At 68.5% G+C, this 13,125-nt stretch carries 15 protein-coding genes; 11 read left to right on the top strand and 4 right to left on the bottom strand.

The window, feature by feature from the left end; all coding sequences use genetic code 11:
- The first annotated feature begins 18 nt into the window (after positions 1-18).
- The 3 genes from ACZ5YD_RS12065 (at position 19) to ACZ5YD_RS12055 (ending at position 2,104) form a co-directional block, all read left to right on the top strand.
- Positions 19-822: a M14 family metallopeptidase gene (locus tag ACZ5YD_RS12065; RefSeq protein ID WP_379744269.1), complete on the top strand. Its 804-nt coding sequence runs from the start codon at positions 19-21 to the stop codon at positions 820-822.
- A gap of 150 nt (positions 823-972) precedes the next feature.
- Positions 973-1,761: a DUF7117 family protein gene (locus ACZ5YD_RS12060; protein WP_379744271.1), complete on the top strand. Its 789-nt coding sequence runs from the start codon at positions 973-975 to the stop codon at positions 1,759-1,761.
- A gap of 106 nt (positions 1,762-1,867) precedes the next feature.
- Positions 1,868-2,104 carry a DUF7385 family protein gene (locus ACZ5YD_RS12055; protein WP_379744273.1) on the top strand — a complete coding sequence of 79 codons (237 nt, stop codon included), beginning with the start codon at positions 1,868-1,870 and terminating at the stop codon, positions 2,102-2,104.
- 42 nt (positions 2,105-2,146) lie between these two features.
- Here the strand turns inward: ACZ5YD_RS12055 and ACZ5YD_RS12050 are convergent, their stop codons facing one another.
- Positions 2,147-3,040, bottom strand: a complete 894-nt coding sequence (locus ACZ5YD_RS12050) for a bifunctional methylenetetrahydrofolate dehydrogenase/methenyltetrahydrofolate cyclohydrolase (protein WP_379744275.1) — start codon at positions 3,038-3,040, stop codon at positions 2,147-2,149.
- A 141-nt stretch (positions 3,041-3,181) separates the two neighbouring features.
- Between ACZ5YD_RS12050 and ACZ5YD_RS12045 the strand changes: the two genes are divergently transcribed.
- The 4 genes from ACZ5YD_RS12045 (at position 3,182) to ACZ5YD_RS12030 (ending at position 6,599) form a co-directional block, all read left to right on the top strand.
- Positions 3,182-4,744, top strand: a complete 1,563-nt coding sequence (locus tag ACZ5YD_RS12045; protein WP_379744277.1) for a Na+/H+ antiporter NhaC family protein — start codon at positions 3,182-3,184, stop codon at positions 4,742-4,744.
- Complete coding sequence (locus ACZ5YD_RS12040) at positions 4,741-5,019, top strand: DUF7513 family protein (RefSeq protein ID WP_379744279.1); 279 nt, start codon at positions 4,741-4,743, stop codon at positions 5,017-5,019. Before ACZ5YD_RS12045 ends, ACZ5YD_RS12040 begins: the two co-directional genes overlap by 4 nt.
- Before the next feature lie 181 nt (positions 5,020-5,200).
- A complete protein-coding gene (locus ACZ5YD_RS12035) occupies positions 5,201-5,857 on the top strand; it encodes a potassium channel family protein (protein WP_379744281.1) in 657 nt (218 codons plus the stop codon).
- A 118-nt stretch (positions 5,858-5,975) separates the two neighbouring features.
- Positions 5,976-6,599, top strand: a complete 624-nt coding sequence (locus tag ACZ5YD_RS12030) for a DUF7384 family protein (protein ID WP_379745588.1) — start codon at positions 5,976-5,978, stop codon at positions 6,597-6,599.
- Between the two features lie 217 nt (positions 6,600-6,816).
- Here the strand turns inward: ACZ5YD_RS12030 and ACZ5YD_RS12025 are convergent, their stop codons facing one another.
- Complete coding sequence (locus tag ACZ5YD_RS12025) at positions 6,817-7,443, bottom strand: non-canonical purine NTP pyrophosphatase (protein ID WP_379744283.1); 627 nt, start codon at positions 7,441-7,443, stop codon at positions 6,817-6,819.
- A 150-nt stretch (positions 7,444-7,593) separates the two neighbouring features.
- Positions 7,594-8,646 carry a siroheme decarboxylase subunit beta gene (gene ahbB / locus ACZ5YD_RS12020; protein WP_379744285.1) on the bottom strand — a complete coding sequence of 351 codons (1,053 nt, stop codon included), beginning with the start codon at positions 8,644-8,646 and terminating at the stop codon, positions 7,594-7,596.
- Between the two features lie 120 nt (positions 8,647-8,766).
- Here ahbB and ACZ5YD_RS12015 point away from each other — a divergent pair, with 120 nt between their 5' ends.
- The 4 genes from ACZ5YD_RS12015 (at position 8,767) to ACZ5YD_RS12000 (ending at position 11,803) form a co-directional block, all read left to right on the top strand.
- Positions 8,767-9,846 carry an anthranilate phosphoribosyltransferase gene (locus ACZ5YD_RS12015; protein ID WP_379744287.1) on the top strand — a complete coding sequence of 360 codons (1,080 nt, stop codon included), beginning with the start codon at positions 8,767-8,769 and terminating at the stop codon, positions 9,844-9,846.
- A 104-nt stretch (positions 9,847-9,950) separates the two neighbouring features.
- Entirely contained in the window at positions 9,951-10,454 is a 504-nt protein-coding gene (locus tag ACZ5YD_RS12010; RefSeq protein WP_379744289.1) for a hypothetical protein, read from the top strand.
- Positions 10,455-10,544: 90 nt separating this feature from the next.
- Positions 10,545-11,078, top strand: coding sequence for a DUF5812 family protein (locus ACZ5YD_RS12005; protein ID WP_379744291.1), 534 nt, complete (start codon positions 10,545-10,547; stop codon positions 11,076-11,078).
- An 89-nt stretch (positions 11,079-11,167) separates the two neighbouring features.
- Positions 11,168-11,803 (top strand): TIGR00296 family protein, encoded by a 636-nt coding sequence (locus ACZ5YD_RS12000; protein ID WP_379744293.1) that lies wholly within the window; start codon positions 11,168-11,170, stop codon positions 11,801-11,803.
- A 97-nt stretch (positions 11,804-11,900) separates the two neighbouring features.
- On the opposite strand, the gene ACZ5YD_RS11995 is transcribed toward ACZ5YD_RS12000, so the two are convergent.
- Positions 11,901-13,067 carry a nicotinate phosphoribosyltransferase gene (locus tag ACZ5YD_RS11995; protein ID WP_379744295.1) on the bottom strand — a complete coding sequence of 389 codons (1,167 nt, stop codon included), beginning with the start codon at positions 13,065-13,067 and terminating at the stop codon, positions 11,901-11,903.
- Positions 13,068-13,125: the final 58 nt, after the last annotated feature.

Genomic DNA, 13,125 nt, shown 5'->3' with positions numbered 1-13,125 from the left:
GCGTCCGGTAGTCGAACCATGCGAATCGTCGAGTTGGGCGAGGGTCGACCCGAGATCGCGGTGGTCGCCGCCATCCACGGCGACGAGCCGTGCGGCGCACGCGCCGTCGACCGGCTTCTCGCCGACGAGGAGGCCTACGAACGGCCGGTCAAGCTGATCGTCGCCAACGAGGAGGCGCTCGAGGCGGGCGAGCGGTACCTCGAGGAGGACCTCAACCGGGCGTTCCCCGGCGATCCGGAGGCCGACACCCACGAAGGTCGCCTCGCCGATCGGCTCCTCTCGGAGCTTCGGGGATGTACCACCCTCGCGCTCCACTCGACGCAGTCGTACGCGGAGCCCTTCGCGGTCATCGACACGATGGACGAGGTGGCCCGCGGCGTGGCCCCCCACCTTCCGGTCGAGGCGGTCGTCCAGACCGACGCCTTCACCGAGGGGCGGCTCATCGAGCACCCCCACACGATCGAGGTCGAGTGCGGCCTCCAGGGGACCGATGAGGCGGCCGACAACGCCTACTGGCTCGTTCGCGCGTTCCTCGCGGCGACGGGAGCGCTTTGCGCGCCCGGATCCGAGAGCGTCGTCGACGCGGGCGGTCGCGGCGACGTCGACGTCTTCCGGCTCTCGGACCGAATCGCGAAGCCCCCGGCGAGCGAGTACGAGGTGTTCGTTCACAACTTCGAGCGCGTCGAGGCCGGCGAGCGGTTCGCGGCGGCCGACGGCGATCCGCTCGTCGCCGAGGAGCCCTTCTACCCCGTGTTGTTGTCCGCCTACGGCTACGAGCACGAGTTCGGCTACGCGGCCGAGTACGTCGACAGCTTCGCGTGAGCTGGTGTCGGTCGATCGACGAAGCGGAGGATCAAAACCGGATCGTCGAGCGTCCCGGACGAACACCCCGGACGAGCTCCTCTAACGAGCGCCACGGCCGAGCGCGCTCGGTGGCCAGCCATTTAGGCGTGCCGTCCCCACCTCCGATCGATGAAGGTCCGTGGCGAACGCGAGTGTGTCGACTGCGGGACCCGCTGGTCCTACTACGAGACCGGATCGATCGCCTGTCCGGACTGTGAGAGCCTGCGAAGCGTCGGCGTCGACGAACGTCGCCGACACACGGACTCGCCGGTCGATCTCGATCTGTCCGATCACCGGCTTCGGTTCGGCGAGGCGGCGGGCACCCTCCCCGCGGACGGGATCTCCGACCTCGAGTCCGACCTGCGCGAGTACGTCCACCGGCGCGGCTTCGTCCGCGGCGGCGAGCTCCTGCCCCTCGACGACGTCTACCTGGCCGCCCGCGAGCTGCTACAGGCGCTCGACGTCTACGGCCGCCTCGCGGAGCCGAGCGATACGGAACGCGAGTACCTCCTCCGACTGCTCTCCGGCGCCGACGACGGCGACCGTCCGGCCCCGGGAACCGTCCCGGACCGGTTCCACGCGGCCCGCGGGCTCGCGTACGCGAACGCGATCGGGACCCACCGCGAGGACCTGACGACGTATCTCCGTGATCTGGAGGACGGAGCGGTCGATCCGGACGTCGACGTCGAGGACGGTCCGGATGACGTCGAGGACGACCCCAATATCGAGGCCACACGGGACGTCCTCGAGTCGCTTCGCGAACGAACGAAGCGCGTGGAATCGCTTCAGGGCGACGTCGACCCCGACGTGATCGAGGCGCTGGTACGGGCGGAAAACGACCTGGTTCGATACCTGGATGCGGGAGACGCGACCGGTCTCTCCAGTGCGCGCGAGCGGGTGAGCGGGTCGAGGCGGTAGCGCCCTCCGGGGCCGAACCGGTGGTGACCGCCGAGTTCACACCGCTGGCGCCGACGATCCGACCGCGAACCGCACGCATTAACCCTTTCCGTCGGAATCGGCGTGCGTGAGCGATACCGCCGACTTCGACGTCCACGCCCATCGCCATCGACTCAAACAGCTCCGCGACGACGGCGGGACCGAACTCTACGAGAACCGCGACGGGGTGGCCTGTCCGGCCTGCGGCGAGTCCTTCTCGCGGCTGTTCCTCACGCGACGGGCGCGGACCTCGTTCCCGTCGAACGACGGCGCCCCGTTCTGTCTGGTTCGGACGTCCGAGTCGATCTGCGTGTTCCGACACTGAACCGCGCGAACGCCGCGTCGGGTTCCGGAGGGATCGATATCGTCAGGGCAGATCGATCTCGACGCCGGTCTGCAGGCTGGCCGCCTTGAGGGTGTTGTACAGGAGCATCGCGCGGGTCATCGGGCCGACGCCGCCGGGAACCGGCGTGATGGCGCCCGCGACCTCCGCCGCCGATTCGTACGCCACGTCGCCGACGAGTTCCGTGCCCGATCCGTCCTCGCTCTCGACGCGGTTGATCCCGACGTCGATCACGGTGGCGCCCGCCTTCAGCATCGAGCCGTCGATGAACTCGGGGATTCCGGCGGCGGCGATCACGATGTCGGCCTCGCGCGTCCGGGCTTCGAGGTCGTCTGTCCGGGAGTGACAGACCGTGACCGTGGCGTTGCCGCCGGGCGCCTTCTGGATGAGCAGGTTCGCCATCGGCTTGCCGACGATGTCCGAACGCCCCACGACGACCGCGTCCGCGCCCTCCGTCTCCACGTCGTGTGCGGCGAGCAGGCGCTGGATGCCGTGTGGCGTGCAGGGCTTGAACCGTGCGTTTCCGGCGACGAGCCGCCCCACGTTCTCGGGATGGAACCCGTCGACGTCCTTCTCGGGGCGGATCCGGCGCAGCACCTCGCGCTCGTCGACGTGGTCGGGAACGGGAAGCTGAACCAGGATTCCGTGGACGTCCTCGTCGTCGTTCAGATCGTCGATCGTCCCGTACAGCTCCTCGGCGGACGCCTCGGGATCCAACTCGACGTGGATGCCGTCCATCCCGACCTCCTCGCAGTCGCGCTGTTTCATCGAGACGTACGTCTCGCTCGCGGCGTCCTCGCTCATCAACACGGTCGCGAGTCCCGGCTCGACCCCGGCCGCGGAAAGCGTCTCGACGCGGTCGGCGATCTCCTCGCGGAGTTCGGTTGCGACGGCGTTCCCGTCGATGACCTCGGTCATACCCGTACGTGTCGCACGCGCCGGTAAAAGGACACGGGATCGTGGTCAATACGGTCCTCGAGACGGTCGATGTATACACGCTCGTGTGTATCTACGCCGGATCACGGGTGTTTAGTCGGTACGACGAGAAGGAGCACAGACATGCCCGATTCCACGACTGAACGGGACCCGACCGCCGAATTCGGCGGGTCGGACGTCGCCGACGGGCCCGACCTGGAGTTCCACGGCGGACGGGGGATGAGCGCCCTGCCCATCGTCTTCTTCATCCTGTGGGCCGTCGTCCAGACGGCGCTGTTGCGCGTCTCCGATACCACCGGGCTCGTCGCCGGGATGCTTCTCGGGCTCATCGTCGGGATGTTCCTCGTGAAGGGTTCCTGGACCGGGTACGCGAACACCATCTTCGAGGGGATGACCCAGCCGGTCGCCGTGACCGCCATCGTCGCCTGGATGTGGGCCGGAATGTTCACGGAGACGCTTCAGGCCGGCGGGTTCGTCGGCGGCCTCGTGTGGATCGCCGACGTCGCCGGCGTCGGTGCGACCGTCTTTCCGGCCATCACCTTCGTGCTCGCGGCCGTCCTCGCGACCGGCATCGGAACCGGATACGGGACGAGCGTCGCGTTCGTGGGGCTGTTCTTCCCGGCCGGGATCCTCCTCGGCTCGAGTCCCGTGTTGACCTTCGGCGCGATCCTGTCGGGAGCGATCTTCGGCGACAACCTCGCACCCGTCTCCGATACGACGATCGTCTCCGCGGTCACCCAGGACGCCGACATCGGCGGCGTCGTGGCCTCTCGGTTCAAATACGCGATCGTCGCGGCCGCCGTCGCCCTGCCCGCCTACGTCCTCGCGGGCGCGGTCATGCCCGGCATCGACGTCGCCGGGGATCCCCGGAAGGTGCTCCTTCGGGGGGCGGATCCGCTCGCGCTCGTTCATCTGCTCTCGATGGGCGTCGTCATCGTTGCCGCCATCGCCGGCCGCCACATCGTCGAAGCGATCTCGTGGGGGATCGTGATCGCGGTCGCGTTGAACCTGATCGGCGGGCTCGCCTCGCCCGCGGACATCCTCGTCTTCCGTGCGCCCGCAGAAGCTCCGGCAGCCGGGGTCCTCTCGGGGCTCCCGATCGTCGAGATCGTCTCCGACGCGAGCGAGATCGGCGTCGGCGGCTCGATATACGCCGGCGCGGCCGGGTTCTTCGCGCTGTCGATCCTCGTGTTGTTGATCATCGCGGCCGCCCAGATCATGATCCGCGGCGGCGCCTTCGAGGCGATGCTCGAGTGGTCGATCGATCACCTCGCGACGAACGTCCGCAACGCGGAGTTGACCATGGTCGGGACCGCGGCCCTCGTCAACGCCGCGATCACGATCAACACCGCCGCCGAGATCGCCATCGGCCCCTACATCGCGAAGATCGGCGAGCGGTTCAACATCAACGGTTACAGACGGGCGAACATCCTCGACGCCCAGACGGCCGCGCTCGGCTACATCTTCCCGTGGTCCGGCGGCGTACTCGCCGGCTACTCCGCGATGATCGGCCTCCCGGGCACCTTCGAGTGGTTCGAGGAGGGGATGCTCGTTAACCCCGCCGAGGTCTGGCCGTTCGTCTTCCACGGCTGGCTGCTCGTGGGGGTCTTCGTCCTCGCGGCCGTCACCGGGTTCGGTCGCGAGTACGTCATCGACCGCGAGAGCGAAGAGGTGGCCCGCGTATGAGCGCCCTCCGCAAGTTCCTCGCCGGCTGGTCGTTCCGGACGACCACTCCGTCCCTCGAGCCAGGCGAGACCGTCTCGGTCTTCGTCGCCGAGTACGAGCCGGAGACCGGCGAGGGCATCGTCTTCGTCGGTGACATGCGACTCGCCGTGGCGAACTTCGATCCGGACGCGCTCGGCGACAGGGTCGCGGTCCGCATCACCGACTTCGACCCGGACGAATCGGTCGGCCGGGGGGAGTTCGAGGGCGTCGTCGAGGAGAGTTCCTACGACGTGTAGCGGTGGGTGGATTCGTGTTGATCATCGCCGGCCTCCGGTGAAACGGCACGCGATCCGTTCCGATATCTCTCGGCGACGGCGCCGATCGGTGCTCAAGGCCGAATGGGAAAGGAAAGCGCACGTCGTGAACCATGGTAACTACCAACATAGATTTTTCACGCAGGTCGACGTATCCAGGCCCATGAGGATACTGGTCGTCGGATTCGGTCGAGTCGGTTCGCGGACCGCACGGATCCTCGCGGCGGAGGGTCACGAGGTCGTGGTCGTCGACGACGACCCGGAGAAGGTGCATCGAGCGCGCGAACGGGAGTTCACGGTGATCGAGGGTGACGGAGCGCTCGAGAGCGTGCTTGAGGAGGCGGGGATCGAAACCGTAGACGCCGTGGGGGGACTCACCGGCTCCGTCGAGACGAACCACGCCGTATGCCGCATCGCCTCCGAGCACGGCCGTCGAACCGTGATGCGTCTGAGCGAGGACGTCGACCCGGAGGTGTACGACCGATACGAATCGGACGCCGATGCCGTGATCTATCCGGAGCGGTTCGGAGCCGCGGGCGCGAAGACGGCGCTTCTCGGCGGCGACTTCAACGCCCTAGACGAGTTGACCGAGGACCTCCAGCTGTTCGTCCTGACGGTTCCAGAACAAGCGCCCTCGGTGGGGAGACACGTCAACGAGATCGATCTCGACGACGACGGACGAATATACGCCCACGGACGAAAGGACGAGTCGCTCACGATCCCGCTTCCGGGAACGATGGTCGAGGCGGGAGACCGGATCGCGCTTCTCGCCTCGACGGGCTCCATCGATCGGGTCCGGTCGCAGATCACGGGGACGTGAGCCGGGCCGGAATGGAAGTGAAACGGTGAAGGATGTAAAACGGAGAAGGGAGAGGGAGCGAAGAAGGGAGCCGGTCGAGTCCACAAACCGGATATGGATGGGACGCGTCACTCCGGCAGTGAACTGGGGATCGCTGTTCGATCGCGGTGAGTCGGCAGACGTCGACCGGGCGGCCGTGACGGGGGCGCTCGAACGGCGGCGCTCCGGGATCGACGATCGTCGCGACGGGGACGAACCGAACACGGAGTCCGGCGACCCGTCCGCGTCGACGCCTCCGGATCCGTCGCCGTCCCGGGTGGTCGCGGACGCCGACGTGCTCGCCGCGGATCTCCTGTGCGGCGGTGACGCCCGTGAGGCGCTCGATGCGATCCGTCGACACTCGTGGATGACGCTGGTCGCGAGCGAACCGCTGGTGGCGGACGCGAGGGAGGTGATCGCGGAGCTCACAGAGGAGACGCTCGCGGACGAATGGGCGGAACTTGTCACCGAGCGCTCTGAGCGGGTGGAGCATCCGGCCGGCGATCACCCGGCCCTGGCGTCGGCATACCGCGGCGGAGCGATGCACGTGCTCTCCTTCGATCCGGGATTGACGAGCGCCGCCGCCGGCGTCGCGGTCCGCGGTCGGATTCCGGCGAGCATCCGGGAGCCGCACGCGTTCGCGGCGGTGTTCGACGCGGAACGGCTGTACCCGACGGTCGTCGGGGGAGAGTATCCGGGACCCGACCGCGATCCTCGAGCGTGATCGCCCGACGCGTACGGGGAGGGACGGAAACGGGGAGAACGCGGCACGTCCGATCGGGATGAATGGCGGACAGGCGACACGAACGCGTGATCAGAGATCCCGACGCGGCGTGTCGCACACCCGCGGACGCGTCGGGGCCATCATGGCTGGCACGCCGCGGGCTGGGTCGTCATCGGTGATAAACATCCGGACGCGGTGGCGTTCGGCGAACGACGAACTAGCGCTCGGCGAACCACTCGGCAAACTTCGCGAGGGCGCGTCCGCGGTGTGAGACGGCGTTCTTCCGTTCGGTGTCCATCTCGGCGAAGGTCGTCCCGTCGTGTTCGAAGATCGGGTCGTACCCGAACCCGCCGTCGCCGCGGGGGGAGACGATCGTTCCGGGGACGTACCCCTCGAACAGCTTCACCGGAAGCGGACGGTCCGCCGTCTCCGCGTCCGGACCCGCCGCGGCGGCCGCGTTGCGATCCTCGCGGTCGATCGGGTCGGGGCTCGCGTCGAAGTCGTCGCCGTCGCAATACGCCAACACACACCGGAAGGAGGCGCGGCGATCGTCCAGATCGCTCGCGATCGCGTGGACCCCCTCGACGCCGAGGGTGTCCTCGACGTAGGAGGAGTAGGGGCCGGGGAATCCGTCGAGCCCCTCGATGAACAGGCCGGCGTCGTCGACGAGAACGGGGTCGCCGGCGTGACGGTACGCCTCTCGCGCGCCGTGTGCGGCGATCGGAGCGAGGTCCGGACTCTGTATCTCGGGATAGTCGTACTCCAGTCGTTTCACGGAGCCGTCCCGGAGGTAGGATTCGGCCTCGCGGACCTTTCCGGGATTGGTCGTCACGTAGGTGAGCATACCGACGTCTCGGCTGTCGATCGGGAATAGGCGTCGATCGGGATCGGGGCCGCGAGCGGGGCCGAAATCGGGAGCGGGAGCGGGAGCGGGACCAGTAACGGGACCGGAACCGGGACCAGGGTCAAAAATCGACGATCGGCCGGCCGGGAGTCACTCCGTGAGGAGGTCCTCGTAGTGCGCGCCGGTCTGTTTGAGCGTCTCGGTGGAGTAGAGCCGTTCGTGGTCGACCGGCAGGTGGTCGGCGGCGAGCTCGTCGACCTTCTCGTCGACGGCGTCCGCGTCGCGGCCGTGGATCATGGTGAAGAGGTTGTAGGGCCAGTCGTGTTCCGGACGGCGGGGACGGTGATAACAGAGCGTCACGTACGGCAGGCTGCCGACGCGCTCGCCGCGCTCGTCGAGTTCCCCGTCTGGAACGTCCCAGACGACCATGCAGTTGTTCTCGAAGCCGGTGACGACGTGGTTGACGACACAGCCGATCCGCTTTATGCACCCGTCATCGAGGAGCCGCTCGATCGCCTGCAGGACGGCCTCGGGGTCGGCGTCGAGGTCCGCGGCGACGTCGCGATACGGCGTGGCCGAAAGCGGAAGGCCGCCCTGGATCGCCAACAGCACCTCCGCCTCGAGACGCGTGAGGTCGCCGCGCGACTCCTCCGGGATGCGGGTCGCGGAGGCGTCCTCGCCGGCGACCGACTCGCGAGCGAACCGGTCGCGATTGACCACCGGGAACTCGAGGTCGATGTAGTAGTCGGTCAACATCGGCAACGCGAGCACCGACAGGCCGGTGCGTCGCTCGATCTCCTCGCGGATCGCATCGCGTTTTTCGCGCGTGCCGGCCGTGATGACGAACCACATGTTCCACTCGTGGTCGCGGCGGTAGTTGTGGTTCACCTGTCGGTACCCGTTTACCACCTCGGCGATCTCGTAGAACCGTTCCTCGGGAGCCCGCACGGCGGCGAGCATCGAGGAGCCGATCACCGGCGGATTGAGGACCGCCCCGAATCGGCGAAAAACGCCCTCCTCGTGGAGTCTACGGACCCGGTCGATGAGCGCCTCGGCCGTGAGGTCGCGGTCGGTCTCCGCGGCGATCTCGGCGGCGACCGATTCGAAGGGGGACTCGACGACCGGAAAGCCGCTCTGGTAGCCGTCGATCAAGGCGGCGTCGACGGCGTCCAATCCGCGTCGCCAGTCGGCAGCGGTGGTCATCACTCCCGGTAGGGAGCGGAGTTATCTACGGCTTTCGGAGTCGGAACGCGGCGGCGGGACGATTCCCGCTCGATCGGAGCAAGCGGGAGGCTTTTGCGGGGAGCGACCGTACCGTTCGCCATGGCGAAAGCGACCCAGGAGTTCGGCGAGTGGCCCCTCGAACGGTTGATGACCGAGGTGTGCGGGTCGGGTCCGAAGTCCGCGGCGGACCTGACGCGCGACCAGGCGACCGAGGCGCTCGAACGGATCCTCGCGGACGAGCCCGACCACACGACCCTGGGGGCCTTCTGGCTGGCGAACCGCTGGAAACGAAACACTCCCGAGGAGCTTGGCGCGTACGTCGACGTGATGTGTGACCGCGTCGAGTACGCCGAACCCGACGTCGATCCGGTCGACTGCGGGGCGAACTACGACGGGAAGGGCGAGTCGGCGATCCTCGGCGTCGGAGCGGGCGTCGTCGCGGCCGCGGCCGGCACGCCGGTCGTGGTCCACTCCGGGGACCGCGTTCCGACCCAGAAACAGGACGCCTACAAGCACGTTCTCGACGAACTGGGCGTCGCGACGGAGCTCGTCCCCCGTGACTCCGCGAGGATGGTCGATGAGACCGGGTTCGGGTTCTACTACGCGCCGGCGTTCAACCCGGCGATCGACGCTCTCCAGGAACGTCGCGAGCGGATGGGCGTGCGAACGTTCGTGAACACGATCGAGACGCTCGCAAACCCGGCCGGCGCGGGCGTCCACCTCGGGTCGTTCTACCACCTCGCATTCGCGCGCAAGGTCTGTGACACGTTCGCCGAGAGCCGGTTCCACGACCTCGATCGAGTGATCATGTTCCAGGGGATGGAGGGCTACGACGACATCCGTCCGGGCTACACCAAGGTCGCCGAGTGGGACGCCGCCGGCGACGACGCGGACGCGGCGTTCACCGATTACGAGATCGAGACGCCGGAGTACGGAATGGACTTCGAGGCCGAGGACCTCGCGGTCGACGACGTGGCCGGGGACTCGGCGTCGATCACCGAGTCGGTGCTGGCAGGCGAGCGCGACGATCGGTTCGCGGACGCGATCGCGCTCAACGCGGCGTTCCGCATCTACGCGCGCCGCGACGTCGAGACCATCGAGGAGGGACTCGAGGCGGCACGCGAGGCGATCGACGACGGCTCGGCCGCGGCGGTTCTCGAGGAGCTTCGCGCGTTCTGAGACGCCGCGATCGAGGGACGAAGGACGGGCGTCCCGGCGAGGGCCGACCCCGACCGGAACCGTCCTTCGCGGGGTTTATCGCTCGCCGGGGCCAACGACCGGCGATGACAGAGGCGTACCGCGGCGCGATCGGCGCGTTCCCCTACGCGTTCTCCGAGAGCGACTCGTGGTTCTTCCGGGTCTACGGGGTTGTCGGCACGCTCGCGGCCGTGATCGTCGCCCTGGTCGTCGGGATGGCGCTCGTGGTCGAGCTGGCGCGGACCGCGGAGTTGACCCGCGGCGGGCTCGTCTCCTTCTCGCGGTCGCTGTTCGTGTTTCTGGGCTTCACCGCGGCGGGACCGCTCGTCGCGCCCGTCCTCCTCGTCGCGCGCAGACACCGGAGGGGGACCGCGGTCCATCGGCTCTACGACCAGGCCATGGCGGCCTGTGGCTACCTCTTTCTCGCGTCGATCTACCTCGCGCTCGTGATCTCCGCGCCGCCGGCGTTCCAGGAGCCGACGACGTCGCCGGTCCTCGGCGCGCTCTATGCGGTCCACCCCGTCGCCGGCGTCCTCCCGCCGATCGCCGCCTTCGGCGTGATGGTTCTGGTGCACCGGCGATTGGGATAGCGCGGGGGGAACCGGTCGATCACTGACGTCTCGACGGGCGGATCCCCCGGCTCGAAACGGGCAAAAGGATCGACCGACTACCCGACGACGATGACCGACCCGACGGATCCGAACGAGTGCGGATCGGAAACCGACGATCAGACGGACGACACACCGGAGAACAGCGAGGAGGGTACCTTTCTCGTCACCCACGCGGAAGCGGAGTCGGCCGTCCTCAGGGACGTCGACGACGGACGGGTGCACACGTTGAGCTCGAACCCCGGAGTCGAGACCGAGGACGTCCTGGAGGCCGCCATCGCGCCGGAGCCACCCCTTGAGGTGACCCATCGCGTGATCGAGGTCGAGTCGCGTCGACGGATCCCGATCGAGGAGAGCCCGGAGCCCCCGACCGAACAGGAACGCGACCTCGCGGCCGACCAGGCAGTCGGAGAGGTGACTCGCGAGCCGCGGGCCGGTGTCGGGGAGCTTCACGTCATCACCGTGCCGGAGGAGACGACGTCGGACGCGGTCGGGGACGTGCTGGACGACTGGGAGACGACGATCGCGCGCGCGGCCCGACTCGGCGTGAATCGCGTCGAGATCCGATCTGAACCCGGGATCGTCTCGGTTCGCTACCTCCCGTGAGACGCGAGCGAACGCAGTGGGGACCGATCGGGGCACCAGCGGCCGTTCCAAGGGAAGCGTTCAAGTCGTCGGACCGTCTGTAGATCGGTATGTCCGAGGCGCAGACCGTTCGACTGTCCTACGAGGACGGGGCACGGGCGGTCGAACTCGCGCGCGAGTCGGTCGAATCGTACGTGCGACACGGGCAACGCGAACAGCCCGGAAGCATGCGGGACGCCTTCTACAACCGGACTGGCGCGTTCGTGCGGCTCCAGTCGACGCGGGGGCGCGGACGCCTCCGCGGGTGTGCGGGGACCTACAGCGAGTCCGACCAGCTCGGCCACGCCATCGTCGACGCCGCGATCAAGGCGGCCTCGGGCGACTCCTGTGGCACCGAGGTCGGCCCCAAGGAACTCGACAGCCTGCAGGTGTCGGTGTGTATCGTCTCCAACACGACGCTCACGAACGATCCGCTCGAGGACCTCGAGCTCGGCGTCCACGGCGTCGCCGTCGACGGCGAGGGGAGACACGGGTGGATGTATCCCCGGCTGCCGATCGAGAACGACTGGAGCCCGGCGGAGTTCCTCTCGCGAGCCTGCCGGAAGGCGAAGCTCTCGCCGACCGCCTGGGAGGAGGACGACACCATGGTGACGCTCTTCGAGGGACAGGTGTTCCGCGAGCGCGAGGACGGCGGCGCGGTCGAGGCGGTGGCGGCCGGAGAGTCGCTCGAGGCGTCGAGCGAGTAGCGTCGCTGGGAGCTACCTGAGAAGCGGGAACGCCGTGCCGGTCCGTTTCGCACGGACGGGTTCCGATCCGGGATGGAGACGCCGAGCGGCGCGCGAACTACTCCTCGATCGCGGCCCCGAATCCGGTTCGCTCCGCGTCCGCGAGCGCTCGCTCGCTCGCCTCGTCGATCGAGAAGGACCACCCGTCCACGAGTTCCCCGTCGCGAAGCAGCGGCTCCAGGAGGGGATCGGCGTCGGAAGGTCCTTCGCGGTCCGCGAGCCCGACGTGGTGTCCGCCGTCGGGGGTCCGGTAGACCTGTTTCGCACCCGAGAGCTTCCCGCGTTTCGCCGCCGGCTCCCCGTCGACCACGACGAGGTCGAGGGCGAAATCGACCGGGTCGGCGTTCGAGACGTGACCGCCGACGCCGAAGCCGTCGGCGACGTCCCGGAGGCGGACGAGATCGGAGGGGCCGAGCCCGCCGGAGACGAAGACGTCGACGTCCCCGTGTCCCCGGGCGTCGAGTTCCCACTGGACCTCCCGAACGATGTGTCTAAAGTCCCCTCGCCGGGATCCGGTGGTGTCGAGTCTGACGCCGGAGAGGTTCTCGCCGAGTGCGTCGACGGCACGTAACACCTCGTCCACCTCGTCGGTGTAGGTGTCACACAACGCGACCCGCGGGACCTCCGGTTCGACCGCCTCGTCGAACGCACGCCAGGCCGCCTCCTGGTTCCCGCGGCCGAAGCAGATCACGAGCGCGTGTGGCATCGTGCCGGACGCCTCCTCGCCGATCACCTCGCCCGCAGCGACGTGCGAGAAGCCGTCGAGGCCGCCGACGAGTGCGGAGCGCTCGACGGTCGCGGTCATCGCCGGGTGAACGTGGCGGGCGCCGAAGGAGAGGACCGTCGAGTCGGGGGCGGCGACCCGACACTCGAGCGCCGCGGTCGCGATCCCGGAGGCGTGCGAGAGGAACCCGAGAAGCGAGGTCTCGAGGCGGGCGAACTCGAGATAGGGGCCCTCGATCCGCATCACCGGACCGCCGTCGAAGAGGGTTCCCTCCGGCATCGCGTCCACGTCGATCGGTCGTCCCTCGAGGAGCGCCACGGCGTTTTTCACGCCGGCGAACAGCTCGAGCTCCCCGTCGGGGAACTGGTCGGCCGTCACCTCCGCGACGACGCGGGGGTTCCGGCCGGCCGCCTCCAGCACCCGTTCGGTCCGGTCGAAGTAGGCGTCCGTCGCCCGCCCGCTCGCGATGGCGTCGGCGCCGACGATGTCGAACTCCGTCATACTGGCACGTCCGACCCCGAGGAGAAAAAGCCATCCGGGTCGCGGATCGCGTGTTCTC

This window comes from Halopenitus salinus (genome assembly GCF_055397165.1).
Note: the sequence above shows the minus strand (reverse complement) of the source record. Positions and strands in the feature narration are given on the sequence as shown.